This is a genomic window from Streptomyces sp. NPDC028419 (assembly GCF_055565515.1).
This window is the reverse complement of sequence record NZ_JBVHUE010000014.1, coordinates 94049-116238: the sequence shown is the minus strand read 5'-3', so window position 1 is coordinate 116238 and position 22190 is coordinate 94049. Positions and strand designations below refer to the sequence as shown.

Annotated in this window: 23 protein-coding genes; 13 read left to right on the top strand and 10 right to left on the bottom strand. The window is 73.4% G+C overall.

Going from position 1 to position 22190, the window contains the following annotated elements; all coding sequences use genetic code 11:
• The first annotated feature begins 11 nt into the window (after window positions 1-11).
• Genes ACZ4UB_RS18290 through ACZ4UB_RS18280 form a run of 3 tightly spaced genes read left to right on the top strand, consistent with a single transcriptional unit; the run spans window position 12 to window position 1762 of the window.
• Complete coding sequence (locus ACZ4UB_RS18290; RefSeq protein ID WP_468071288.1) at window positions 12-473, top strand: SUKH-3 domain-containing protein; 462 nt, start codon at window positions 12-14, stop codon at window positions 471-473.
• Window positions 466-858 (top strand): YwqJ-related putative deaminase, encoded by a 393-nt coding sequence (locus tag ACZ4UB_RS18285; protein WP_468071286.1) that lies wholly within the window; start codon window positions 466-468, stop codon window positions 856-858. The genes ACZ4UB_RS18290 and ACZ4UB_RS18285 overlap by 8 nt, the downstream gene beginning before the upstream one ends.
• Window positions 848-1762, top strand: coding sequence for an SUKH-3 domain-containing protein (locus ACZ4UB_RS18280; protein ID WP_468071284.1), 915 nt, complete (start codon window positions 848-850; stop codon window positions 1760-1762). The genes ACZ4UB_RS18285 and ACZ4UB_RS18280 overlap by 11 nt, the downstream gene beginning before the upstream one ends.
• 79 nt (window positions 1763-1841) lie before the next feature.
• Here the strand turns inward: ACZ4UB_RS18280 and ACZ4UB_RS18275 are convergent, their stop codons facing one another.
• The 3 genes from ACZ4UB_RS18275 to kbpA all read right to left on the bottom strand — a co-directional run bounded on the left by ACZ4UB_RS18275 (window position 1842) and on the right by kbpA (window position 5898).
• Window positions 1842-2336 carry a peptidylprolyl isomerase gene (locus ACZ4UB_RS18275; RefSeq protein ID WP_468071282.1) on the bottom strand — a complete coding sequence of 165 codons (495 nt, stop codon included), beginning with the start codon at window positions 2334-2336 and terminating at the stop codon, window positions 1842-1844.
• A gap of 68 nt (window positions 2337-2404) precedes the next feature.
• Window positions 2405-4882 (bottom strand): protein serine/threonine kinase AfsK, encoded by a 2478-nt coding sequence (gene afsK / locus ACZ4UB_RS18270; RefSeq protein ID WP_468071280.1) that lies wholly within the window; start codon window positions 4880-4882, stop codon window positions 2405-2407.
• A gap of 227 nt (window positions 4883-5109) precedes the next feature.
• Entirely contained in the window at window positions 5110-5898 is a 789-nt protein-coding gene (kbpA, locus tag ACZ4UB_RS18265; RefSeq protein ID WP_468071278.1) for an AfsK-binding protein KbpA, read from the bottom strand.
• A gap of 335 nt (window positions 5899-6233) precedes the next feature.
• Between kbpA and ACZ4UB_RS18260 the strand changes: the two genes are divergently transcribed.
• A complete protein-coding gene (locus ACZ4UB_RS18260) occupies window positions 6234-6881 on the top strand; it encodes a TetR family transcriptional regulator (RefSeq protein WP_354381786.1) in 648 nt (215 codons plus the stop codon).
• A 65-nt stretch (window positions 6882-6946) separates the two neighbouring features.
• On the opposite strand, the gene ACZ4UB_RS18255 is transcribed toward ACZ4UB_RS18260, so the two are convergent.
• Both ACZ4UB_RS18255 and ACZ4UB_RS18250 read right to left on the bottom strand, forming a co-directional pair.
• Window positions 6947-7420 (bottom strand): nitroreductase family deazaflavin-dependent oxidoreductase, encoded by a 474-nt coding sequence (locus ACZ4UB_RS18255; RefSeq protein WP_385774868.1) that lies wholly within the window; start codon window positions 7418-7420, stop codon window positions 6947-6949.
• Complete coding sequence (locus ACZ4UB_RS18250; protein ID WP_468071276.1) at window positions 7420-8712, bottom strand: acyl-CoA dehydrogenase family protein; 1293 nt, start codon at window positions 8710-8712, stop codon at window positions 7420-7422. The genes ACZ4UB_RS18255 and ACZ4UB_RS18250 overlap by 1 nt, the downstream gene beginning before the upstream one ends.
• 123 nt (window positions 8713-8835) lie before the next feature.
• Between ACZ4UB_RS18250 and ACZ4UB_RS18245 the strand changes: the two genes are divergently transcribed.
• The 4 genes from ACZ4UB_RS18245 (at window position 8836) to ACZ4UB_RS18230 (ending at window position 11828) form a co-directional block, all read left to right on the top strand.
• Window positions 8836-10032, top strand: coding sequence for a thiolase C-terminal domain-containing protein (locus ACZ4UB_RS18245; RefSeq protein WP_468071274.1), 1197 nt, complete (start codon window positions 8836-8838; stop codon window positions 10030-10032).
• A 60-nt stretch (window positions 10033-10092) separates the two neighbouring features.
• Entirely contained in the window at window positions 10093-10764 is a 672-nt protein-coding gene (locus ACZ4UB_RS18240; RefSeq protein ID WP_468071272.1) for a pyridoxine/pyridoxamine 5'-phosphate oxidase, read from the top strand.
• A gap of 90 nt (window positions 10765-10854) precedes the next feature.
• Complete coding sequence (locus ACZ4UB_RS18235) at window positions 10855-11226, top strand: DUF1304 domain-containing protein (protein WP_468071270.1); 372 nt, start codon at window positions 10855-10857, stop codon at window positions 11224-11226.
• Window positions 11226-11828 (top strand): TetR/AcrR family transcriptional regulator, encoded by a 603-nt coding sequence (locus tag ACZ4UB_RS18230; protein ID WP_468071268.1) that lies wholly within the window; start codon window positions 11226-11228, stop codon window positions 11826-11828. Before ACZ4UB_RS18235 ends, ACZ4UB_RS18230 begins: the two co-directional genes overlap by 1 nt.
• Here ACZ4UB_RS18230 and ACZ4UB_RS18225 read toward each other — a convergent pair.
• Window positions 11825-12277, bottom strand: a complete 453-nt coding sequence (locus ACZ4UB_RS18225) for a Zn-ribbon domain-containing OB-fold protein (protein ID WP_468071266.1) — start codon at window positions 12275-12277, stop codon at window positions 11825-11827. The two genes, ACZ4UB_RS18230 and ACZ4UB_RS18225, sit on opposite strands and share 4 nt — an antisense overlap.
• Window positions 12274-12726, bottom strand: a complete 453-nt coding sequence (locus ACZ4UB_RS18220) for a DoxX family protein (protein WP_354381778.1) — start codon at window positions 12724-12726, stop codon at window positions 12274-12276. Before ACZ4UB_RS18220 ends, ACZ4UB_RS18225 begins: the two co-directional genes overlap by 4 nt.
• A gap of 242 nt (window positions 12727-12968) precedes the next feature.
• On the opposite strand from ACZ4UB_RS18220, the gene ACZ4UB_RS18215 reads away from it, so the two are divergent.
• The 3 genes from ACZ4UB_RS18215 (at window position 12969) to ACZ4UB_RS18205 (ending at window position 17554) form a co-directional block, all read left to right on the top strand.
• Window positions 12969-14237 carry a flavin-containing monooxygenase gene (locus ACZ4UB_RS18215; RefSeq protein WP_468071264.1) on the top strand — a complete coding sequence of 423 codons (1269 nt, stop codon included), beginning with the start codon at window positions 12969-12971 and terminating at the stop codon, window positions 14235-14237.
• Window positions 14238-14483: 246 nt separating this feature from the next.
• Window positions 14484-16730 (top strand): acetate--CoA ligase family protein, encoded by a 2247-nt coding sequence (locus tag ACZ4UB_RS18210; protein WP_468071262.1) that lies wholly within the window; start codon window positions 14484-14486, stop codon window positions 16728-16730.
• Between the two features lie 35 nt (window positions 16731-16765).
• Window positions 16766-17554 carry an enoyl-CoA hydratase/isomerase family protein gene (locus tag ACZ4UB_RS18205; RefSeq protein WP_468071260.1) on the top strand — a complete coding sequence of 263 codons (789 nt, stop codon included), beginning with the start codon at window positions 16766-16768 and terminating at the stop codon, window positions 17552-17554.
• A gap of 57 nt (window positions 17555-17611) precedes the next feature.
• Here ACZ4UB_RS18205 and ACZ4UB_RS18200 read toward each other — a convergent pair whose 3' ends face one another.
• Both ACZ4UB_RS18200 and ACZ4UB_RS18195 read right to left on the bottom strand, forming a co-directional pair.
• The gene (locus ACZ4UB_RS18200) at window positions 17612-18391 is read right to left on the bottom strand and encodes a VOC family protein (protein ID WP_468071258.1); all 780 of its coding nucleotides are present in this window, start codon (window positions 18389-18391) and stop codon (window positions 17612-17614) included.
• A gap of 138 nt (window positions 18392-18529) precedes the next feature.
• Window positions 18530-19198: a DUF4937 domain-containing protein gene (locus ACZ4UB_RS18195; protein ID WP_468071409.1), complete on the bottom strand. Its 669-nt coding sequence runs from the start codon at window positions 19196-19198 to the stop codon at window positions 18530-18532.
• A 602-nt stretch (window positions 19199-19800) separates the two neighbouring features.
• Between ACZ4UB_RS18195 and ACZ4UB_RS18190 the strand changes: the two genes are divergently transcribed.
• A complete protein-coding gene (locus ACZ4UB_RS18190; RefSeq protein WP_468071256.1) occupies window positions 19801-20142 on the top strand; it encodes a hypothetical protein in 342 nt (113 codons plus the stop codon).
• Between the two features lie 689 nt (window positions 20143-20831).
• Window positions 20832-21218: a VOC family protein gene (locus ACZ4UB_RS18185; RefSeq protein ID WP_468071254.1), complete on the top strand. Its 387-nt coding sequence runs from the start codon at window positions 20832-20834 to the stop codon at window positions 21216-21218.
• Window positions 21219-21222: 4 nt separating this feature from the next.
• On the opposite strand, the gene ACZ4UB_RS18180 is transcribed toward ACZ4UB_RS18185, so the two are convergent.
• A complete protein-coding gene (locus ACZ4UB_RS18180) occupies window positions 21223-22140 on the bottom strand; it encodes a hypothetical protein (RefSeq protein ID WP_468071252.1) in 918 nt (305 codons plus the stop codon).
• Window positions 22141-22190 lie beyond the last annotated feature (50 nt).

Sequence of the window (22190 nt, the reverse complement as noted above, 5' to 3'; positions counted from 1 at the left end):
GAATGGCAAGAATGACACCCGCAGAGGTGGAAGCCGTACTGGCGGAAGCCGGATGGCACCCGGGACGGGACATCGGCGAACAGGTACCCGGCCTGCTGAGCGTCGTCATCGACAAATACGCGGCCGAAGGGTTCCCCGTCGAACCGATCCAGTCGGCACGCGATTTCCTGCGCGAGTACGGACTGCTCGAACTGACCGTCCCCGGCGAGCCGCCGGCCACACAGGTCTTCACCCCGCATTGGATCTACGAGGAGAGCGGCGAGGACGTGGCCGAACTGGCCGCGAACCTCGGCGTGCGAGTGTTCCCGGTCGGGTACGAGACGTTCGACGGTTCGATGCTCCTCATCGACGCGCAAGGGCGCTTCTTCGTCCTCCACCACACAGGTGCCTACTTCGCCGGAAACGACGTGTACGAGGCCGTCAGCTGCTTGCTGCGCGGCCCTCTTGAGGAAGCGGACGGATATTTTGTCTGACGGAATTCCCGGCGTGGCCGCCTCGCTGCTCGTGCAGGGGGCCGTGGTCAGCCACACCAATCTCAGCGGCGACGGCGAACCGCAGCTGCACCCCGCCGTGCAGGGCTTCTTCGACGCCCTCCCGACCTCGCAGCGCGAGCCGTTCATCGGGTACTGCGCCGAATCGGCCCTGGTGTCGGACCAGTTGTACGCGCTCGACGCGCAGCGCGGCGACGGCCGCACCGGCACCCTCGACGAGGCGCTCGCACACTTCGCCGGCGCCGCGATCGTCGCCCGGAAGATCCGTCCCCACGGCGACCCCGAGCACGGCACGGAGGCCGAGGTCTGCCGCTCCTGTTCCGCGCTGCTCGACCACCTCGGCGTCAACGTCATCCATGACCGGTGACACCGCTCCCGCGCCCCTGACCGCCGCCGGCTGGCACCCCGGGCGGGATGCCGGTGACGCCGCCCTGCTGGCCGCCCTCACGACCGCGCCGCTCGGGCCGTGGGAGCTGTTCCCGGCGGCCGAGGGCGCGCTGCGCGCCTTCCACGGGCTGCGGATACCACCCACCGGCCCGGGCGTCGACGTCGCACCCACCGGATGCCTCGTCGACCCGACGCACGCCCGGTACGGCGCGGTACCGCTCCGCCGGATCGCGGAGGCCGTCGGCCTACGGGTCTTCCCCTTCGGGCGCACCGATGCCGACGGCCTCCTCTGCGTCGACGAGGCGGGCCGACTGTTCTGCGTGGACCACGGCGGCGCCCGGCTGCTCGGGGACACCGTGCGCGACGGGCTCACCGCCCTGGCCGAGGGGCGCGCCTCCGTACGGCTGAGCGCCCCGCGCCGCACGTGGACCCTCGACGCTCACGCCTATGGCGACGCCGCGGATCCGGTCCGCGTCGGCACGCGGGCCGCGCTGGTCGCCGTGTACGTCCTGCACGCGCACGCCGCCTTCGGCGCGCGCGAGGTCCGACTGCGCGCCACCACCCTGCGCGGGGTCGGCGTACTCGCGGTCGACCGGGCGTTCCCCCTGCACCCCGGTCCGCTCCAGGACAGCGCCGATCCGCTGGCCGCGGCCGTGGCGGCCGCCGTGGAAGCGGCGGGCGTCCGTCCGCAGGGGGCCGAGCTGACGTTCTCCGTGCCGGCAGCCCCGGCCCCCGGGCAGCTGGAGTGCGCCGTCACCGTGGGCACGGCGGGGACTCCGGCGCCGCGACTGGTCCTGGCGGCGGGCCCGGGCACGGCCGTCGGACGCCCGGCGGAGCTCTTCGCGGCGTGTGCCGCCGCCTTCGACCAGCAGGTCGGCCCGTAGCCCCCATACGGCGGCGGCCCCGCCTCCTGGTGGGGGCGGGGCCGGCGTGCCTGGGGGCTGGGAGCCTCCGGGGGACTGACTACTTCTCGACGACGCCGGAAGCGGCGATCTCGATCTTGGCGCGGGTGGCGCCGGACTGGGAGCCCAGGGCCTCGATCTTCTCGACCAGGTCCGAACCCTCGACGACCTCGCCGAAGACGACGTGCTTGCCGTCGAGCCACGGGGTGACGACCGTCGTGATGAAGAACTGCGAGCCGTTGGTGTTGCGGCCGGCGTTCGCCATCGACAGCAGGAACGGGCGGTCGTGCTTCAGCTTGAAGTTCTCGTCCTCGAACTTCTCGCCGTAGATGCTCTTGCCACCGGTGCCGTTGTGGTTGGTGAAGTCACCGCCCTGCAGCATGAACTGCGGGATGACGCGGTGGAAGCCGGAGCCCGCGTAGCCGAAGCCGTGCACGCCCGTGGCCAGCTCGCGGAAGTTCGTGGCGGTCTTCGGGACGACCTCGTCGAAGAGGTTGAAGACGATGCGGCCAGCGGCCTCGCCGTTGATGTTGATGTCGAAGTAAACGTTGCTCATGGGGTCCATCCTGTCACTCCCGGTGCCGTGCGCGACCCGGCGGGGCCGCAGTGCCTCACCCGTGCAGGTCAGGCGCCCGTGCGCGTGCCCGTCCCCTTCGCCGCGTCCAGGGCGTACACGCAGCGGTCCTTGCTGCACGCGTACACCACCCCCGCCTCCGCCACCGGCGAGCCGGTGATCTCCCCGCCGGTGGCCAGCTTCCAGCGGAGCTGGCCGCCCGCCGCGTCCAGCGTGTACAGGCAGTGGTCCGCGGAGCCGAAGTGCACCCGGCCGTCGGCGACCGCCGGGGACCCGGTGATCTCGCCGCCCGCGGCGAAGCGCCACTTCGGGGTGCCGGTGACCGCGTCCAGGGTGTAGAGCGCGCTGCCCGCGCCCAGGTGGACGTTGCCGTGCGCGACGATCACCGGGTCCGGGGACTGGCGGGGCTCGGTGGCGATCCGCCAGCGGTCCGCGCCGGTGGTGGCGTCGAGGGCGTACACGGTGCCCAGGTAGTCCACCAGGTACACGCCGCCGCCCGTCACCGCCGGGCCCGGCGCGAAGGCGGGCGGGGCCATGAAGACCGCGGGGGCCTCGAAGTGCCAGCGGACCCGGCCCGAGGCCCGGTCCACCGACAGCACCCGCGAGCCGGCCGCGACGTAGACGTTGCCGTCGGCCGCCGGAGCGACCCGGACGGGGACGTTCCCGCAGGACGCCGCGTCACCGACCGGGTACGACCAGGATTCGCGGCCGGTACGGGCGTCCAGCGCGCGCAGCCGGGCGTCCTGCCAGACGTACACCGTGCCGTCGTGCAGCGTCGGAGCGCCCTCCGGGGTCTCGAAGTCGCTCTGCGCCCCGGTCAGCTCCCACAGCTTCTGGCCGTTGGCGGCCTCCCAGGCCTGTACGCCGCCCCCGCGCGTCGCGGTGACCACCGTGCCCCGGTCGGCGCGCAGCGCGTACACCCAGGCGTCGGTGGACAGGCGCCAGCGTTCGGAGCCGTCGACGGAGTCCAGCGCGTAGAGCGAGGGGCCGTCCGAGGCGTGGATGCGGCCGTCGGAGACGGCCATGGACCAGGCGACGTCCCGGGTCTTGAACTGGCGCCGACCGCTGGCCACGTCCAGCGCGTGCACCTCGAAGGAGGAGACGTACAGCAGCTCGCCCGCGACGGTCGGGGTGCCCCAGACCTCGTTGGACATGCGAAAGCGCCACGGCCGCCAGCGGCCGCTGTCCGGCGCCGGGCCGGGGCGCGGCACCCCGGCGGTGTCCGGGAGCGCGCCCGGGGAGACCCGGGACGGCGGGACGGATCCGCCGGACGGGGTCGCGGAGCCGCCGGGCGGGCGGACCCACCCCGTCGCCGAGTCGGCGCCGGCGGGGGCCGCCGACAGCGCGGCCACGGCCACCCGCGGCCCGGGACCGATCGGCACCGGCGACCCGCCGAGCCGCACCGGCTCGCCCGGCAGCGGAGCCATCGGCGGGTGCTCCGGACGCGGCGGCGGGGCCTGCCCGGTGCGCGGGTCGGCCCAGGGGTCGGAGCCCCGCGGCGGGGTGGTCCGGCGCTGGTGGGTACCGGCACCGCGGCCCGCGGATTCGCGCCCGCCCGCGCCCGCGCCGGGACCGGGGCCGCCGGCCGCGCCGCCGCGCGCCGCCGCACCGGATCCGGGCGTACGGTGGCCCACCGCGCGCCGGGTCTCGATCATCGCGACGGCCCGCGGGGGCAGCCAGGCCGAGGCCGTACCGCTGTCGTCGCCGACCTCGCCCACGGCGAAGAGGTGCGGGGCGAGCTGGGCCTGGAGGTCGGCCGGGGTCGGCCGGTTCAGCGCGTCCATCTGCATGCACGAGTCGATCAGCGGCCGCAGCTCGTCCGGCAGCCCCTCCAGGTTCGGTCCCTCGCGCAGCAGCATGAAGACCGTCTCGACCGGATTGGCCCCGTGGTAGGGCGGATGCCCGGTGGCGGCGAAGACCAGGGTGGACCCGAGCGAGAAGACGTCGCTGGCGCCCTTGACGCTGCGCGAGTCCTTGGCCTGCTCGGGCGACATGTAGGCGGGCGTGCCGACGGCGACGTTCGTCATGGTCAGACGGGTGTTGGAGACCCCGCTGGCGATGCCGAAGTCGATCACGCGCGGCCCGTCCTCGACGACCAGCACGTTGGACGGCTTCAGGTCGCGGTGGACCAGGCCGGCCCCGTGGATGGACTGGAGCGCCTCGGCGATCCCGGCGGCCAGCCAGCGGACGGCCTGGGCGGGCATCGGCCCGCACTCGTTGACGATCTCCTCCAGGGAGGGCGCCGGCACGTAGGCGGTGGCCAGCCACGGGACGGCGGCGCGCGGGTCCGCGTCGACCACGGCGGCGGTGTAGAAACCGGACACGGCGCGCGCGGCCTCGACCTCGCGCGTGAAGCGCACCCGGAAGAGCTGGTCCTCGGCGAGCTCGGTGCGCACGGTCTTGATCGCGACCCGTCGTCCGGACGCCGACCGTGCGAGATAGACCAGCCCCATGCCGCCGGCGCCGAGCCGTCCCAGCACCTCGAAGGGGCCGATCCGTCTCGGGTCGTGCTGCGTCAGCTGTTCCACCACTCGCCTCACACCTCCCCGTACGGACCTCCGACGGCCCGCTTCCGCCGGCGTCCCCGCCGGCCCCGTGCAGCGTCTCACTCCCCGGGCTCCCGCCCGGGGGTCGCGCATGCCGATTCTGTCAGGCCCGCGCCGGGTCCGGGCCCTGGCTCCGCCGCGGCTCCGGCACCGGCTACGTCACACTTCGCGCCCGCGCCCGCGCCGGGCCCGCCCCCGGCCGCCCCGGGTCACTCCTGAACGTCGGGTTCCGCCAAGAGGGCGAAGACGGCGCCCTGGTTGTCGGCGACGACCGCGATCCGGCCGTAGGGCGTGTCGAAGGGGTCGGCGGTGATCCGGCCCCCCAGGCGGCGTACGGTCGCGGCGGCCGCGTCGCAGTCCCGGACGGCGAAGTACACCAGGAAGTGTGCCGGCATGGCCTCGGGGAAGGCGTCGGTGATCAGGCTGCGCCCGACGACGGCGGTGGCCGGTCCGGGGACGCTGCCGGGCGGGGACCAGGTGCGGTAGTCGGTGCCCGCGTCGTCCTGGTCCTCGGCGACGTAGCCGAAGACGTGGGTGTAGAAGACGTCCACGGCGTCGCGGGCCCGGGTGTACAGCTCGGTCCAGCAGTACGAGTTCGGCTGCTGCTGGACCTCGAAGCCGTCGTGGGTGCCGGGCTGCCAGAGCCCGAAGACCGCGCCGCCCGGGTCGGCGGCCATCGCGGCCGTGCCGTACGGGCCCACGGCCACCGGGTCGGTCACCAGCTGCCCGCCCGCCGCGCGGATGCGGGAGGCGGCGGCGTAGGCGTCGGAGGTGTGCAGGTAGACGCCCCAGACGGTGGGCATCCGGCCGTCGGGCTTGGGTGCGAGGGCGGCTACGTTGCGCCCCTGGTGGTAGGCCTGCGTGTAGTGCCCGTAGGCGGCGCCCGCGCTGTCCCCGAAGGTCCAGCCGAAGAGTTCGCCGTAGAAGCGCTTGCCCGCCTCGACGTCCGGAAGGGAGGCGTCCACCCAGCAGGGCGTGCCCTCCGAGAATGCGGCCATGGACCCTCTTCCTTCCGATTTCATGCGGTGCCATACGGTGTCATGCGGTCTCGCACCACATGCGCCAGTCTGCCCCCCGGGCCATGATCCCCCCGACAACTTGTCCACAGCCTGTTGATAAGACTATTCGGGGGACGGTGCGGGCGGGCGCGGGGGCGGGCGGCGGGCCGGGTGCCCGGGCCGGCGCGGAGGCGGCCGCGGGGGCGGCTGCGCAGGCGCGGCCGGGGTGCGGCCGGATTCCGCCCCCCGGGCGCAGTACGCGCAGGCCACGCACCGGTAACCCCATTTGCAGGCGGCCGAATCGCGCGCCGATCACCCCTCGGTAAGCTGACGGCATGACAGGACAAGTACGCACCGTCGACGGCCGCGTGGCCGGTCGGCGCGGCCAGGCGACGCGGCAGAAGCTGCTCGACTGCCTCAGCGAGATGCTCAGCTCCTCGCCGTACCGCGACGTCAAGGTGATCGACGTCGCCCGCAAGGCCGGCACCTCGCCCGCGACCTTCTACCAGTACTTCCCGGACGTCGAGGGTGCCGTCCTGGAGATCGCCGAGCAAATGGCCAACGAGGGCGCTCAGTTGACCGCGCTCGTCGAGGGCCGGGCCTGGGTCGGCAAGGCCGGCTGGGCCGCCGCGGAGGAACTCGTCGAAGGCTTCCTGGACTTCTGGCGGCGCAACGACGCGATCCTGCGGGTCGTCGACCTCGGCGCGGCCGAGGGCGACAAGCGCTTCTACAAGATCCGCATGAAGATCCTGAACTCGGTCACCAACTCCCTCACCGAATCGGTGAAGGAGCTCCAGGCGAAGGGCAAGGTCGACAAGGACGTCAGCCCTGCCGCGATGGCCGGTTCCCTGGTCGCGATGCTCGCCGCGGTGGCCTCGCACCAGAAGGGGTTCCAGACCTGGGGCGTGAAGCAGGCCGAACTCAAGCCGAACCTGGCGCTGCTCGTCCACCTCGGCATCACCGGCAAGAAGCCCACCCGGTAACGGCGGACCCCCAGGGGTCCGCCGCCCCGGCGGTCACCGCTCCAACTCCCGTCCCTCCGGCCCGATCAGCGACGCTCCAGCCGGAACAGTCGGATCTCGCGCTCGATGCGCGCCTGGTACGCCGCGTACGGCGGCCAGAACTTCAACGCCGCCTGCCACGCCGCCACGCGCTCCTCGCCCTGGAGCAAACGGGCCCGTACCGCGATGTCCTGGCCCTTCCAGCTGACGTCGGCGTCCGGGTGCTTGATCAGGTTCCCCGTCCAGGCCGGATGGCCGGGGCGACCGAAGTTCGAGCCGATCAGGATCCAGCTCGCCCCGTCCTGCTCCGGCATGCACGCGAGCGGCGTGGTGCGCGGTTCGCCCGTCTTGGCGCCCTTCGCCGTGAGGATCACGCCGGGCAGCATCTGCGCGCTCAGGATCACCTTGCCGCGCGTCAGTTTGTGCACCGCCTTGTCCATCGCGGGGATGAAGTGCGGTGCGATCTTGGCGAAGAGGAGGGTCGAGGAGACCTTCTGCATGAGTTTGACGCCGGGAGCCATCAGACGGCCACCCTTTCTCTGCTCGGTACCGGGCCCGGCGCCCGCCCCTGCGGGGCGAAGAGGCCGGCCCGGTCTGCGGCGTGCGCGCGCAGCCGGTGGACCGGCCCGAAGAGCAGCTCGTCGGCCGCCGCGCGCTTGAAGTACAGGTGGGCGTCGTGCTCCCAGGTGAAGCCGATCCCGCCGTGCAACTGGATGGCCTCCCCCGCGGTCACGCGCAGCGCCTCCAGGGCCTGGGCGAGCGCGAGGGGGCCCTGTTCCGGGTCCCAGGCGGTGTAGTAGGCGGCCGACCGGGCGGCCTGGACCCGGACGTACAGGTCGGCCAGCCGGTGCTTGACCGCCTGGAACGATCCGACGGCGCGGCCGAACTGTTCGCGCTGGCGCACGTACTCCACGGTCCGCGCGAGCGCCTGCCCGGCCGCTCCGACCGCCTCGGCGGCCAGCACGGCGGCCGCGCCCCGCCCGGTGGCGGCCAGCGCGTGCGCGATGTCCGCGCCCGCGCCGCCGCTCCCGGCGCTCCGGTCGCCGCCGTGGCCGCGGTCGCTGCCTGCACCTCGGCCGCCGCCGTCGCCGCCGTCGCCGCCGAGCAATTCCGCGGGGGTGTCGCGCAGTTGGACGCGCGCCTGCGGCCGCGTCTCGTCGAGGGCCGCCTGCCGGGACCGTACGAGCCCGGGCGCGTCCGCCCGTACGAGGAACAGCAGTACGCGGCTGCGCGCGAAGCCCCCCGCATGCGCGGCGACCAGCAGCACGCCCGCGCTGTGCCCGTCCAGGACCTGGGTGGCCTCCCCGTACAGGCGCCACCCCTCCTCCCCCTCGGGGCGACGGGCCTGCACCCCGCCGGCCCGGCCGCCGCCCGCCCACTCGCCGCCGGCGTTGTCCGCGGTCAGCCCGAGGGCCGTGGACAGCGCGGCGCCGGGCACGGCGAGGGCGGCGGTCAGCGTGCCCGCGGCGAAGCCCGGCAGCAGGGCGGAGCGCTGCGCGGGACTGCCCAGCGCGGTGACCAGTGGCGCGGCGAGCACGGCGGTGGCCAGCAGCGGCGAGGGGAGCAGGGCGCGCCCTGTCTCCTCGCAGGCCAGGACCAGGTCGGCGGGGGCGCAGCCGACGCCCCCGTGCTCCTCGGCGACGGCGAGGCCCGGCAGCCCGAGCCGCTGGGCGAGCTGCTGCCACAGCTCCGGGTCGTATCCGGTGTCGGTGCGGACGGCGGCCTTGACCTCGTCCGGACCGCAGCGTTTGCCCAGGATCTCGCGCAGGGTGCGGCGTATCTCTTCCTGCTCCGCGGTGAAGGCGGCGTCCATCGTCGGGCTCCTCCCCAGATCTGACGGGCCGTCATGTTAGGCCGGAGGGGCGCAGATGCACAGAGGGGCGGCGACCGCATCACCCACTAGAAACTGACGCGTCGTCAGTTGTACCGTCAGCCCATGCCTGGACCCCTAGCTGTCTCCGCAGCCACCTCCGCGCCCCGCCGACGGGTCGCGGTCGCGGGCGTCGCCCTCTCGGACTGCGGCCGGGTGGACGGCCCCACCCCCTACGCCCTGCACGCGCAGGCCGCGCGCCGCGCGCTCGCCGACTCCGGGCTGGAGCGCTCGGTCATCGACGGCTTCGCCTCGGCGGGCCTCGGGATCCTCGCGCCGGTCGAGGTCGCCGAGTACCTGGGGCTGCGCCCCACCTGGGTGGACTCCACCTCGGTCGGCGGCTCGACCTGGGAGGTGATGGCGGCCCACGCCGCCGACGCCATCGCGGCGGGCCACGCCAATGCCGTGCTCCTGGTCTACGGATCCACCGCCCGCGCCGACATCAAGGCGCGCCGGCGCACCTCCAACCTCTCCTTCGGCGCGCGCGGACCGCTGCAGTTCGAGGTGCCGTACGGGCACACGCTCGTCGCCAAGTACGCGATGGCCGCCCGGCGGCACATGCACGAATACGGCACCACACTGGAGCAGTTGGCCTCGGTGGCCGTCCAGGCCCGGGCCAACGCCGCGACCAACCCGGACGCCATGTTCCGCGACCCCGTCACCGTCGAGGAGGTCCTCTCCGGCGACATGATCGCGGACCCCTTCACGAAGCTGCACTGCTGCATCCGCTCGGACGGCGGCTGCGCCGTCCTGCTGGTGGCGGAGGACCTGGTGCCCGACACGGCGAAGGCGCCGGTGTGGGTGCTCGGCACCGGCACGGCCGTCTCGCACACCACGATGTCCGAGTGGGACGACTTCACCGTCTCCCCGGCGGCCGTCTCGGGCCGACTGGCCTTCGAGCGCGCGGGGGTGACCCCGGCGGACGTCGACGTCGCCGAACTCTACGACGCCTTCACCTACATGACCCTGGTCACGCTGGAGGACCTCGGCTTCTGCGCCAAGGGCGAGGGCGGCGCCTTCGTCGAGAAGGGCCGCCTGCTGCGGGACGGGGAACTGCCGGTCAACACCGACGGCGGCGGCCTCTCCGCCTGCCACCCGGGCATGCGCGGCCTCTTCCTCCTCGTCGAAGCGGTGCGCCAGCTGCGCGGCGAGGCGGGCGCCGGCCAGGTCCGCAAACCGGGCGACCGTCTGCCGGAGATCGCCCTCGCCTCGGGCACGGGCGGCTGGTTCTGCTCCTCGGGGACGGTGATCCTGGGGCGCTGAGGGCGCGCGGCCGGGGGCGGTCACGGGGGCCGGGCCCCACCCCTGGTGTTCGATGGCCGCATGACCACCTATGACGCGTTCCGCGAGACCCTCCACTCCCTGCGCGTGTGGGACACGGACGAGCTACCCGCCTTCGACCCGGACGGCGCCCCGGCCGCACCGCTGCCGCTCTTCCACGACTGGTTCACGCACGCCGCCGCGGCCGGGCAGATCGAGCCGCACACCATGACGCTGGCCACGGTCGACGCCGAGGGCCGCCCCGACGCGCGGACGGTGATGCTGCACGACGCCGACGCCGCCGGCTGGCACTTCGCCTCCCACGCCACCAGCGCCAAGGGCCGCCAGCTCGCGGCCCGCCCCGACGCCGCGCTCGGCTTCTACTGGCCCGCCGTCGCGCGCCAGGTCCGCGTCCGCGGTCGGGTCGGCGCGGCCGGCGCCGCCGAGAGCCGCGCGGACCTCTCCGTACGCTCGCGCGGCGCGCTCGCCGCCGCGCTCACCGGGCGCCAGAGCGAGGTGCTCGCCTCCCTGGACGAGCTGGCGCGCGCCTCCGCCGCGGCGTGGGAGCGGGCCGCCGCCGAGCCGGACGCCCCGGCTCCGACCTGGACGCGGTACGTCCTGGACGCCGACGAGGTCGAGTTCTTCCAGGGCGACGCGCAGCGCCGGCACGTCCGGCTGCGCTACCGCCGCACCCCCGAAGGCTCCGCCTGGACCCGCGAACTGCTCTGGCCCTGAGCGGGCCCGCTCGACAGATGGACAGGTGTCCACTTACTCTGGACACCTGTCCATCATTGGGATCGAGATCGGGAAAGGACGGACCGGACCATGCACCTCACCGCGCAGGTACTCGTCGGACTCGTCGCACTGCTGCACGCCTACATCCTGGTGCTGGAGATGTTCCTGTGGGAGCGGGCCCCGGGCCGCGCCCTGTCCGGCTTCGACGCCGCCATGGCCAAGGCGACCGCCCCGCTCGCCGCCAACCAGGGCCTGTACAACGGATTCCTCGCCGCCGGCCTGGTCTGGGGCCTGATCGCCGCCGACCCCACCGGCTACCGCGCCCAGATCTTCTTCCTCGCCTGCGTGGTCGTCGCCGGGGTGTACGGCGGCCTCACCGCCAACCGCCGGATCCTCCTCGCCCAGGCGCTCCCGGGCGCCCTGGCCCTGGCCGCCGTCCTCGTCGCCGGGCAGAGCGCCTGATGGGGCCGCGGCCCGTCGGCGACCCGCGGACCGCCCGGACCAGGGAACGGCTGCACGCGGCACTGCTCGCGGAGTGCGCCGAGCGGCCGCTGCGGGAGATCTCGGTGGCGATGCTCGTCCGGCGGGCCGGGGTCGCCCGGGCCACGTTCTACCTGCACTACACCGACGTGCAGGACCTCGCCGTGGACGCCTGCGCCGAGACGGTACGGGAGGCGGTCGAGGCGCTGCACTCCTGGCGCGGGACCCCCGACCCGGCGGCTCCGCCGCCCGCGCTGACCGCCTTCTTCGACGACGTGGCCGACGGCGCCCGCACGGACCTCTACCGCACCCTGCTGCACCCGGGCGGCGGCGGCCCGCTGGGCGACACCCTGCACCGGGAGCTGCGCGAGCGCAGCCTGGCCGAGCGCACCGCGGCGGGCGGCGCCGCCCCGGAACTGATCGCCTCGGCGGTCGCGGCCACCTTCACCGGAGTCCTGGCGGACTGGGTCCACGGCCTCCTGGCCGGCCCCCCGCACACCCTCGCGACCGACGCGTGGCGCCTCCTGATCGTCCTCCACCGCCACGGCGCCCCGCCCCCGCCCCCCGCCGAGCCGCGCGCTTAGGGCGCACCGCCCGCGGGTCGGAACACCGCCACGGAGACCGCGGCCTCGCCCTCTCCCTCGACGCGGAAGGCGACCTCCAGCGGCATCCCGACGCGCAGGGCGTCCGCCGCGCAGTCGACGACCTCGGTCATCATCCGGGGTCCTTCCGCGAGGTCGACCACGGCCGCGACGTAAGGAACCCGGGCGCCGAAGGGCGGCAGGTCGTTCCGGTGCACCACCGACCAGGTGTAGAGGGTCGCCCGGCCGCTCGCCGGCTCCCAGGCCACCCGGTCCTCGCCCGCCCAGCAGTGCGGGCAGAACTCGCGCGGGTAGTGGTGGGCCCGGTCGCAGTCGGCGCAGCGGCGCAGCAGGAGCCGTCCGTCGGCCGCCGCGTCCCAGTAGGGGCGGGTGAAGTCGTCGACCTCGGGCAGGTCGAAACGGGCGGGGCCCGCGGCCCGCGCCCCGCTCACAGGAAGAGTCCGATCGCCGCGTCGAGGGACCAGACCTGCCAGCTCATCGTCACCAGCGCGACGAACGAGATGAGCGCCATCATGGCGTTCTGCCCCTGCTCGGCCCAGTCGTGGATCATCAGCACCAGGTACAGCAGGTTCAACAGCAGGCCCGCGACCAGCGCGACGGGCGTGAGGAATCCCGCGACCAGCCCCAACCCCAGGGCGAGTTCGGCGTAGACGACGACGTACGCCATCACCTTCGGCCGCGGTTTGACCACCGCGTCGAAGCCGCCGCGGACGAAGCCCCAGCGGTGCTTGCCCGCGACGTCCGCCGCCCAGGCGATGCCCGTGCCGCGCTCGAACCAGCCCTTCTTGTCCTTGTGCCGCCAGCTCTCCAGCCACCACAGGCCGAGGCCGATCCGGAGCACGGCGAGCCATTCGGCCCCACTGAGCCAGACGCTCTGCATGCGGCAGTCCCTCCACCCTCAACAACCCGCCCTATCTGACGGTACGTCAGTTCACCGGATGCGCCGCCTTCCCGCAAGGGCCCGCACAGCAGGAGCACGCTCCGGGGGGGCACCGACGAGGCGCGCCGGACCCGCACCCGCGCCGGGACCGAGGCCCGTGACCGACGCCCGTGACCGATCCGCAACCGATTCCCTCCTCGTCCGAGACCCACCGGCCCCTCCCGGCGATACGCTCACACCTCATGCCTGGAGCGCCCGCACAGCCCGACATGACGACCCAGCCCCGCCCCGTGTACGTGATCGGCGCCGGGCCGGGCGGCCTCGCCGTCGCCGCCGCGCTGCGCGCCCGGGGCGTCCGGGCCGTGGTGATCGAGAAGTCGGACCGGGTCGCCACCTCCTGGCGAGGCCACTACGACCGGCTCCACCTGCACACCACGCGCCGCCTCTCCGGCCTCCCGGGGCTGCGCATACCGCGCCGCTTCGGGCGCTGGGTCTCGCGCGACGACGTGGTGCGCTACCTGGAGAAGTACGCCGAGCACCACGAGCTGGAGATCATCACCGGCGTCGAGGTCACCCGCATCGACCGCGCCCCCGACCCCGGAGCCGCAGCCGGAGCCGGAGCGTCGGAGGCCGGCGGTTGGACCCTGCACGCCACCGGCGGCCGGGAGTTGGCCGCCGCCGCCGTGGTCGTCGCCACCGGCTTCAACCACACCCCCGCACTGCCCGACTGGCCGGGCGCGGGCACGTACACCGGGCGGCTGCTGCACGCGAGCGAGTACCGCGACGCCGCCCCCTTCGCGGGCCTCGACGTCCTCGTCGTCGGGGTCGGCAACACGGGCGCCGAGATCGCCGTGGACCTCACCGAGGGCGGCGTCGACCGGCGCCGGAAGAGGCGCGGGCGCGGGGCCGCCGACGCCGGCGATACCGGCGACCGGCGGGCCGCGAGCGTCCGCCTCGCCGTGCGCACCGCCCCGCACATCGTGCGCCGCTCCACCGCCGGCTGGCCCGCCCAGCGCACCGGCATCCTGGTCCGCCGGCTGCCCGTCCGGCTCGTCGACCGGCTCGGCGCCCTCGTCGCGAAGGCGTCCGTGCCGGACCTGTCGGCGTACGGGCTCCCGCGCCCGACCACCGGCCTCTACAGCCGGGTCCGCGAGGGCGCGATCCCCGTCCAGGACGTCGGCCTGATCGACGCGGTCCGCGCGCGCACCGTCGTACCGGTCGCCGCCGTCGAGTCCTTCGACGGCGCCGAGGTGGTCCTGGCGGACGGCTCCCGGATCGCTCCGGACGTGGTGATCGCGGCGACCGGCTACCGCCGCGCCCTGGAGGGGCTGGTCGGGCACCTCGACGTGCTCGACGGGCGCGGCCGCCCGCTCGCGCGGGCCGGGCGCAGCCCCGTTTCGGCCCCGGGGCTGTATTTCACCGGTTTCACCAACCCGATCAGTGGAATGCTGCGGGAGCTGGCCCTGGACGCCGAAAAGATGGCCAAAGCCCTCCCGCGCCACCTCGCCTGAGCCGCCTCCCGCCGCACTCCCCGCCACCTTCACCAAACCCACGCACCAGCTTTCCTGCGCAGCCCTGTTCCTGACGGCCCGTCAGTTCAGTAACCTGACCATGCGTCAGTTACGTGACGGTCGCCGCGCACCCAGCGGCCACCGCGACGGCCGGCAAGGCGGTCAAGGCCGTCGGGCGGGCAGGGCCCCCAGGCCCTCACCGAGGCAGTCAACGAGGCAGTCATCGAGCGGGAAGCGGGCGGAACGATGCTTGGATCTACTCACGGCACCCTCACCACTCACTTCCGCGCCAGGGTCGAGGCATGCGGCGAGACCCCGCGGGCCGCCGTCCACTCCACGACGGCCCCCGCCGCGGAAGGCGCGGACCCGGCCGCCACCGCCGTCGACGTCAGCGGCCGACCGCTGCACGCGGACGTGCCGGACCTGGACCGGTTCTTCCGCCCCGAGTCCGTCGCCGTCATCGGCGCCTCCGACGCCGAGGGGCGCCCCAACACCGGCATCACCCGCCAGCTCATCGCCTGGGCCAACCGCGTCGGCGCCCGCCTGCACCCCGTACACCCCACCCGCACCACGGTCTTCGGCCTGGACTGCCACGCCTCCGTCGCCGACCTACCCGAACAGGTGGACCTGGCGGTGCTGCTGGTCGCCGACCCGCTCCCCGTCATCGAGGAACTCGCCGAATCCAAGGTCAAGTTCGCGGTCGCCTTCGCCTCCGGCTTCGCCGAGACCGGCGACGCGGGCGCGGCCGCCCAGGCCCGGCTCTCCGCCGCCGTACAGCGCTCCGGACTGCGCCTGCTCGGCCCGAACACCAACCTCAACGCCTTCGAGGAGTTCCGCGACGACCTCGACGGCCCGGCGATCGCGCTGATCACCCAGTCCGGCCACCAGGGCCGCCCCGTCTACACCCTCCAGGAGCTGGGCATCCGCCTCTCCCACTGGGCGCCGACGGGCAACGAGGCCGACCTGGAGACCTCCGACTTCATCTCCTACTTCGCCGAGCAGCCCGAGGTCGGGGCGATCGCCTGTTACGTCGAGGGGCTCAAGGACGGCCGGTCCTTCCTGCTCGCCGCCGACCGGGCCGCCCGGGCCGGCGTACCCGTCGTCGCCGTCAAGGTGGGCCGCACCGAGACCGGCGCGCGCATGGCCGCCTCGCACACCGGAAAACTCACCGGAGCGGACCGGGTCGTGGACGCGGCCATGCGCCAGTTCGGCGTGATCCGGGTCGACGGGCTCGACGAACTCCAGGACACCGCCGCCCTGTTGGCCCGCGCGCGCAAGCCGCTGGCCGACGGCGTCGTCGTCTACTCCATCTCCGGCGGTACGGGCGCCCACTTCTCCGACCTCGCCACCGAGGCGGGGCTGAGCCTGCCCACCCTCGGCCAGGCCAAGCAGGACGAACTCCACCAGTGGATCCCGGAGTACCTGAACGTCGCCAACCCCGTCGACAACGGCGGCCACCCCGTCGGCGACTGGCGAGGGCGGAAGATCATCGACGCGATCCTCGCCGACCCGGCCGTGGGCGTCCTCATCTGCCCCATCACCGGGCCGTTCCCCCCGATGAGCGACAAGCTCGCGCAGGACCTGGTCGACGCCGCCGAGGAGAGCGACAAGCTCATCTGCGTCATCTGGGGCTCCCCCGTCGGTACCGAGGACGCCTACCGCACCACCCTCCTCGGCTCGTCCCGCGTGGCCACCTTCCGCACCTTCGGCAACTGCATCACCGCCGTACGGGCCTACCTCGGCCACCACCGCTTCACCGGCGCCTACCGCTCCCCCTTCGACGACGCCCCCCGCACCCCCTCCCCCTCCCACCGCAAGGCCCAGGCCCTCATGCGGCCCGGCCAGCAGCTGAGCGAGCACGCCGCGAAGCAGCTGCTGCGCGCCTACGGCATCCGGGTCCCGCGCGAACAGCTGGTCACCAGCGCCGCGGCCGCCGTCCGCGCGGCCGGGCTCGTCGGCTACCCGGTGGTGATGAAGGCCTCGGGCCCGCAGCTCGCCCACAAGACCGAACTCGGCCTGGTCAAGGTCGGCCTCACCTCCGCCAGCCAGATACGCGACGCCTACCGCGAACTGACCGACATCGCCCGCTTCGAGAACATCCCCCTCGACGGCGTCCTCGTCTGCCAGATGGTGGAGAAGGGCGTCGAGATGGTCGTCGGCGTCACCCAGGACGACCTCTTCGGCCCCACCGTCACCGTCGGCCTGGGCGGGGTGCTCGTCGAGATCCTCAACGACACCACCGTCCGCGTCCCGCCCTTCGGCGAGGACCAGGCCCGCGCCATGCTGGGCGAACTCCGCGGCCACGCCCTCCTGGAGGGAGTACGCGGGGCCCCGCCCGCCGACGTCGAGGCACTGGTGGAGGTCATCCTGCGGGTCCAACGGATGGCCCTGGAACTCGGCGGCGAACTCGCCGAACTCGACATCAACCCCCTCATGGTCCTCCCCCGCGGCCAGGGCGCCGTGGCCCTCGACGCCCTCGCCATCTGCCGCTGAGCGCCTCCCGCCGACGCCTTGGAGCGACGAACCCCATGCACGAGGTCCTGCACCACACCGAGAACGGCGTCTCCTGGATCACGCTGAACCGCCCCGACGCCATGAACGCCCTCACCTGGGACCAACGCGAGCACATCATGACCCTGCTCGCCGACGCCTCCGCCGACCCGGCCGTCCGCGCCGTCGTCATCACCGCCACCGGCAAGGGCTTCTGCGCCGGCGCCGACCTGCGCGGCTCCCCCGCCCCGACCGGCGAACGGGTCGCGGGCGACGTGGCCCGCATGATCCGAAACGGTGCCCAGCGGTTCATCACCTCCGTCATGGACTGCGAGAAGCCCGTCATCGCCGCGGTCAACGGCACCGCCGCCGGCATCGGCGCCCACCTCGCCTTCGCCTGCGACCTCGTGCTCGCCGCCGACTCGGCCCGCTTCATCGAGGTCTTCGTCCGCCGCGGCCTGGTCCCCGACGGCGGCGGCGCCTACCTGCTCCCCCGACTCATCGGCCCGCAGAAGGCCAAGGAGCTGATGTTCTTCGGCGATGCCCTCCCCGCCGCCGACGCGGAACGCCTCGGCCTGGTCAACCGCGTCGTCCCCGCCGACGACCTGACGAGCACCGCCCGGGAGTGGGCGGAGCGCCTGGCCCAGGGCCCCACCCGCGCCCTGGCCCTGACCAAACAACTGGTCAACGCCTCCCTGGACGGCGACCGCGCCACCGCACTGGCCGCCGAAGCCACCGCCCAGGAACTCAACATGACCACGGCGGACGCCAACGAAGGCGTGGCCAGCTTCGTAGAACGCCGCACCCCGAAGTACCGGGGCGTCTGACACCACCGCCGACCCACCACCCCGCCCCGGCCCCGACAGCCGGGGCGGGACCGGAGGTCAGCCCTGCCGCGGGTTGGGCTTGAGCAGCGCGAAGACCGCCCCGCTCGGGTCCGCCAGCCAGGCGATCCGCCCGACGTCCGGCACGTCGGCACCGGGCATCAGCACGGAACCCCCACTGGTGCGCGCGGTGTCCACCACCGCGTCCACATCGGCCACGGCGAAGTACGGCACCCAGCGCGCGTTCGTCTCCCCCTCCATCAGCGGCGCCACCCCGCCGAAGGACCCGTCCTGCTGGTCCCCGTCGGCGATGCTCACCACCCGATAGGTCATCCCGGGCACGTTCATCTCCTGCGAACGCCAGCCGAAGAGGTCGCGGTAGAACGTGACGGCCGCGACCGGATCGGCCACATGCAACTCCACCCAACACACGGTGTTGTCGACCGACGTCAGGCCCAGCCCCGCCGTCTTGCCCGGCTTCCAGACGGCGAAGTCCGCGCCCTGCTGATCGGTGTACTGAGCGAGCCATCCCTCACCCATGACGTCCATCGGCTCGACGCGCACCGTGCCGCCGCCGTCCCGCACGGCCTGGGTGGTCGCGTCCGTGTCCTCCGTCTTGAAGTACGCGGTCCACGCGGAGGTCGCACCCGGATCCAGCGACCCGACGGCCGCCACGGTCTTCCCGTCCACCTGGAAGAAGCCGTACCCGCCCGTCTCGGGCCCGAGCAGGTGGAACTCCCAGCCGAACACCGCCCGGTAGAAGGCCGCCGCCCGCGGGATGTCCGGGCTGCCGAGGTCGATCCAGTTGGGCGATCCGGTGCGGTAGTCGGTACCGAGCATGGGTTCCTCCTGCGATGCGGGTGCGGTGAGGTGCGGTGACGTACGGGTGAGGGCTCGCCCACGAGGGCTACGCGTACGTACGACTACACGCCCGAGCACCCCCGCCACGCCGCCTACCCCTGCCCCACCCACCCGCATTCACTCGCCCGGAGGTACCCCGCCCCATGCGGGCACGGCCACCGGCAGGACCCGCCAACGGGGCTCCAGGGGTATGAGGTGACCGGTCGTCGAGCGGAGATCCTCACGCAGACCCGCACGAGCGAGCAAGGCCGGCAGGTGCGCGGTGGCGTACCGCTCGTGCGCCTCCGGGCCGGACCACAGGGTCGTGACCAGGTAGCGCTGCAAGCCGAGCCGCGTGACGACTCCCGCGAGCATGCCGCCGGCCGCCGCCATCCCGGGCGCCCACACCTCCCGCTGCACCGCCATGAAGCGCTCCTCACGGCCGGGGATCACGAGGCAGTCGGCGACCCTCAGCAGCGTCGCACCGTCGAGCGCCTGCGCCAGATCCGCCGCATCCCCCGCCATCTCCAGGACGGTCGCACCGGCGGCCGTCTCGATGGCGGTGTAGCCGCCCTCCTGCCCGCTCCCCGCGAACACCTCGTCGTGACGGTCCTCCATGAACCGTCCGTACGCCTCTTCGTCCCGCCACAGCCCCAGAACATGGGCACGACCCCTGGCCGCGTCCCAACCACCCACCTGCCCGACCAACCCCGGCTGGTCACCGATCACCGCCCAAGCGCCCTGCCCCGCGGAAAACAACTCCCGCGCGCCCGCCGGCACCCCACATTCGATCCACTTGCCCCACATGCCGCCCAGCCCCTCCCCCACCTGCTCCAACGCCGGCTCTGATGCCTGCTCCGACACCAACGATCATCGCCCTGAGGGCCGGGGTAGCGTCAATCACCCATGAGTAGCAGGCCCGAGTCAGCCCAACCCGTACGTGGGGGGTAGGTCTTGAGGTGGGGGGGTGGGCGCGGCTTCGCCGCGGTTGCCTGTGGCTTCGGCGGGGCGGGGTCGGGGAGGATCCGGGGGCTGCCCGCCAGTTCCACTGTCTCTCCGTGCCGGGGCGACCTGTCAAGGGCGCTCCCTGCGGTCGCGTCGCTACGCGATGGCCTGCGGCCACCCTTGACAGGCCACCCCGTCACGGAAAGCCAAGAACTGTCGGGAAGCCCCCGGAGGAAGGGCAGGGGGGACCTTTCCCATGCGGCTGGATTCCGGGCAGTGAGGCCGGGGCCTTGAGCGCGGCCCTACCGCGCCCTCCGGGCGACAAGACAACGACCACAGGCCAGACAAGCCACAAGCGCGTGGTCAGATCGCGCGGTCAGATCGCTACGCGCTCCTCCGAGAAAGGCGTCTGCGAGTTGTTGCGGGCTGGTGGGGCTCGGCGTTCTCGGGATTAGTGTGCAGGCGTGAGCCTTGAACAACTGCGGGGCCATTTCTACTGGATGACGTCGATCGTCCTTCGGACCGATCTACGGCCCAGCGAGCCCGTCATCGAGCTGAGTTCGGACAGCGCCACCGCGACCTTGCGCCTTATGGGCATCGTGCACGCGCGAGCGGACCTGGGCGACCCGGACGGCAGCTTCGTGGACGAGATCCTCGTGCAAGAACTACCCCAGTACGGACCATGGCCGGCCCAAGCCCACCATCTCCTCCAACATCACCTCAACCGCTGCCCATTGCAGTGGCTGACCATCATCGGACCGAGCGAGAACATAGAGATCCTCGCCGAGGAGTTGTCCGACGAATAGCGGTCCGTTCCGTTCGGTACCGCCGAGAATGCATAGCAGGCCCACCTGATAGGACCTGAAAACACCTGGTAGCACCTGATAGCACCCTGGGCGAAGAAAGAGAGGGCCTCGAGAGGCTCTCGATGCCCCATTTTGGGGGATTCGCGCCCCACGTGTGCGGGCGAAAGGGACTCCGACCCGTCCATTGCTCGGTTTCACCGAGTTCCGAGCCGCAGACGCTCTCCCACAGCACCTCCGTAGCGATCGTGGGCGGCCTACGAGCAGACCAGCCACGGCCGGTCCGGGGCCGCCGAGCCGGCCGAGACCACGTAGCGATCTGAATGCGCTCTTGTGGCTTGTGGCTTGTCGCTTGTGGTCGTTGTCTTGTCGCCCGGAGGGCGCGGTAGGGCCGCGCTCAAGGCCCCGGCCTCACTGCCCGGAATCCAGCCGCATGGGAAAGGTCCCCCCTGCCCTTCCTCCGGGGGCTTCCCGACAGTTCTTGGCTTTCCGTGACGGGGTGGCCTGTCAAGGGTGGAGCGCAGCGACATCGCGTAGCGACGCGACGAAGGAGCGCCCTTGACAGGTCGCCCCGACACGGAGAGACAGTGGAACTGGCGGGCAGCCCCCGGGACCTCCCCGACCCCGCCCCGCTCGAAGCCACAGGCAACCGCGGCGAAGCCGCGTGCCTCCCCACCGCCTACCCTCGCCCCATGGCCGACACCCCCACACCCCGGACCCCCCGCCCCCGCCCCCACCTGCATCAGCTGGTCGTGGACAGCCTCGACCCGCGGTCGTTGGTGCGGTTCTGGGCCGCGTTGCTCGGTGGGGAGCCGGTCGATCGGGCTCGTGGGTGGTCGCACGTCGACCTGCCCGGGGGTCTGCGGGTGGCCTTTCAGCCCGTGCCCGAGGAGAAGGCCGGGAAGAACCGCCTGCACCTCGACATCCGCGCGGATGACGCGGACGGCATCGAGGCCGCCATCGCCTCGGCGGTCGCGCTGGGGGCGGTCCGGACGGGTGGGACCGTCACCGACGACCAGGGGTCCTTCCAGACCATGCGCGACCCCGAAGGGAACGAGTTCTGCGTGGTGACCTCCTGAGCGCTCACCCGCGCCGCAGGATCCGGACGTCGTCCGCCTCCGCGCCGGCCACGGCGAACAGCTCGGGGCGCTCGCTCGTGCCCGCCACCTTCCAGTCCTGGTCGCCGCCCCCGCACGAAGGGAGGGTCAGGGCGATGCCATCGCGCGAGAAGCGGGTCTCGTGGCGCCCCTCGGAGCCCTCCTCCCGGAACTGCCAGGATCCCGTTCCCGAGCAGTACGAGGTACCGCTCCCCTGCGCCGGCCAGGGCAGCGGCAGCCGCTGCGCGACGGCGGAGCCGTCCGCCCGCAGGGTCAGGCGCGCCCCGTCGTCGCCGGTCCACTGGGCGACGTACTCCGTACGCTCCAGCCGGGGCGGTTCGTACGGCGGCAGCCATCCCGCCTTGTCGGCAGCGATACCGCCGCCGAAGCCGGCCAGCAGACCGAAGCCCAGGGCCCAGCCCACCGCCCGCACCATCGCCGACCCGGGGATCCCACGCCGTGCGGCGTACGCGACCCCCGCCAGCGGGAGCGTGCCGAAGGCGGCGGCTGCGGCCCACGCCTCCCCGTAGCGCGATCCGGCTATCTGGCCGAGGGGCCAGGCGTAGCCCGCAGCCAGCAGTACGAGCCCCGCACCCATCCACCACTCGGCCCGCATCCGCGTCCGGGTCGCGCCGAGCCGGGCAAGGCCGACCACCGGCCAGGTGCAGACGACGGCGTGCACGAAGCCGCCGACGACCGCAAGAACGGGAAGGAAGCAGGGGGCCGGGAACCACACGACGTCGCCCCCGGCGTCGTAGTCGTCCCGGGTGCCACTGGTGACGAGGAGCCACAGCCCCCACATGGCGATCTGGGCCGCCGCGATCGCGCCGCCGCCCTGCAGGATCTGGACCTCACGGGGGTTCCTCGCGGCCCCCTCTTCCGCACCTGCCGACCCATCCGTCACCCGGAGCCCCCACTCACCACCTGAACGCGTTCAATTCAACCGGACCCTAC

Excerpts from the sequence above, each read along its gene's own strand:
- ACZ4UB_RS18245 (WP_468071274.1), top strand. The coding sequence starts at position 8,836 with ATGCCTGGACCCCTAGCTGTCTCCGCAGCCACCTCCGCGCCCCGCCGA.
- ACZ4UB_RS18230 (WP_468071268.1), top strand. The coding sequence starts at position 11,226 with ATGGGGCCGCGGCCCGTCGGCGACCCGCGGACCGCCCGGACCAGGGAA.
- ACZ4UB_RS18185 (WP_468071254.1), top strand. The coding sequence starts at position 20,832 with ATGGCCGACACCCCCACACCCCGGACCCCCCGCCCCCGCCCCCACCTG.
- ACZ4UB_RS18215 (WP_468071264.1), top strand. The coding sequence starts at position 12,969 with ATGCCTGGAGCGCCCGCACAGCCCGACATGACGACCCAGCCCCGCCCC.
- ACZ4UB_RS18250 (WP_468071276.1), bottom strand. The coding sequence starts at position 8,712 with ATGGACGCCGCCTTCACCGCGGAGCAGGAAGAGATACGCCGCACCCTG.
- kbpA (WP_468071278.1), bottom strand. The coding sequence starts at position 5,898 with ATGGCCGCATTCTCGGAGGGCACGCCCTGCTGGGTGGACGCCTCCCTT.
- ACZ4UB_RS18290 (WP_468071288.1), top strand. The coding sequence starts at position 12 with ATGACACCCGCAGAGGTGGAAGCCGTACTGGCGGAAGCCGGATGGCAC.
- ACZ4UB_RS18255 (WP_385774868.1), bottom strand. The coding sequence starts at position 7,420 with ATGGCTCCCGGCGTCAAACTCATGCAGAAGGTCTCCTCGACCCTCCTC.
- ACZ4UB_RS18205 (WP_468071260.1), top strand. The coding sequence starts at position 16,766 with ATGCACGAGGTCCTGCACCACACCGAGAACGGCGTCTCCTGGATCACG.
- ACZ4UB_RS18195 (WP_468071409.1), bottom strand. The coding sequence starts at position 19,198 with ATGTGGGGCAAGTGGATCGAATGTGGGGTGCCGGCGGGCGCGCGGGAG.
- ACZ4UB_RS18280 (WP_468071284.1), top strand. The coding sequence starts at position 848 with ATGACCGGTGACACCGCTCCCGCGCCCCTGACCGCCGCCGGCTGGCAC.
- ACZ4UB_RS18235 (WP_468071270.1), top strand. The coding sequence starts at position 10,855 with ATGCACCTCACCGCGCAGGTACTCGTCGGACTCGTCGCACTGCTGCAC.
- ACZ4UB_RS18275 (WP_468071282.1), bottom strand. The coding sequence starts at position 2,336 with ATGAGCAACGTTTACTTCGACATCAACATCAACGGCGAGGCCGCTGGC.
- ACZ4UB_RS18240 (WP_468071272.1), top strand. The coding sequence starts at position 10,093 with ATGACCACCTATGACGCGTTCCGCGAGACCCTCCACTCCCTGCGCGTG.
- ACZ4UB_RS18210 (WP_468071262.1), top strand. The coding sequence starts at position 14,484 with ATGCTTGGATCTACTCACGGCACCCTCACCACTCACTTCCGCGCCAGG.
- ACZ4UB_RS18260 (WP_354381786.1), top strand. The coding sequence starts at position 6,234 with ATGACAGGACAAGTACGCACCGTCGACGGCCGCGTGGCCGGTCGGCGC.
- ACZ4UB_RS18200 (WP_468071258.1), bottom strand. The coding sequence starts at position 18,391 with ATGCTCGGTACCGACTACCGCACCGGATCGCCCAACTGGATCGACCTC.
- ACZ4UB_RS18220 (WP_354381778.1), bottom strand. The coding sequence starts at position 12,726 with ATGCAGAGCGTCTGGCTCAGTGGGGCCGAATGGCTCGCCGTGCTCCGG.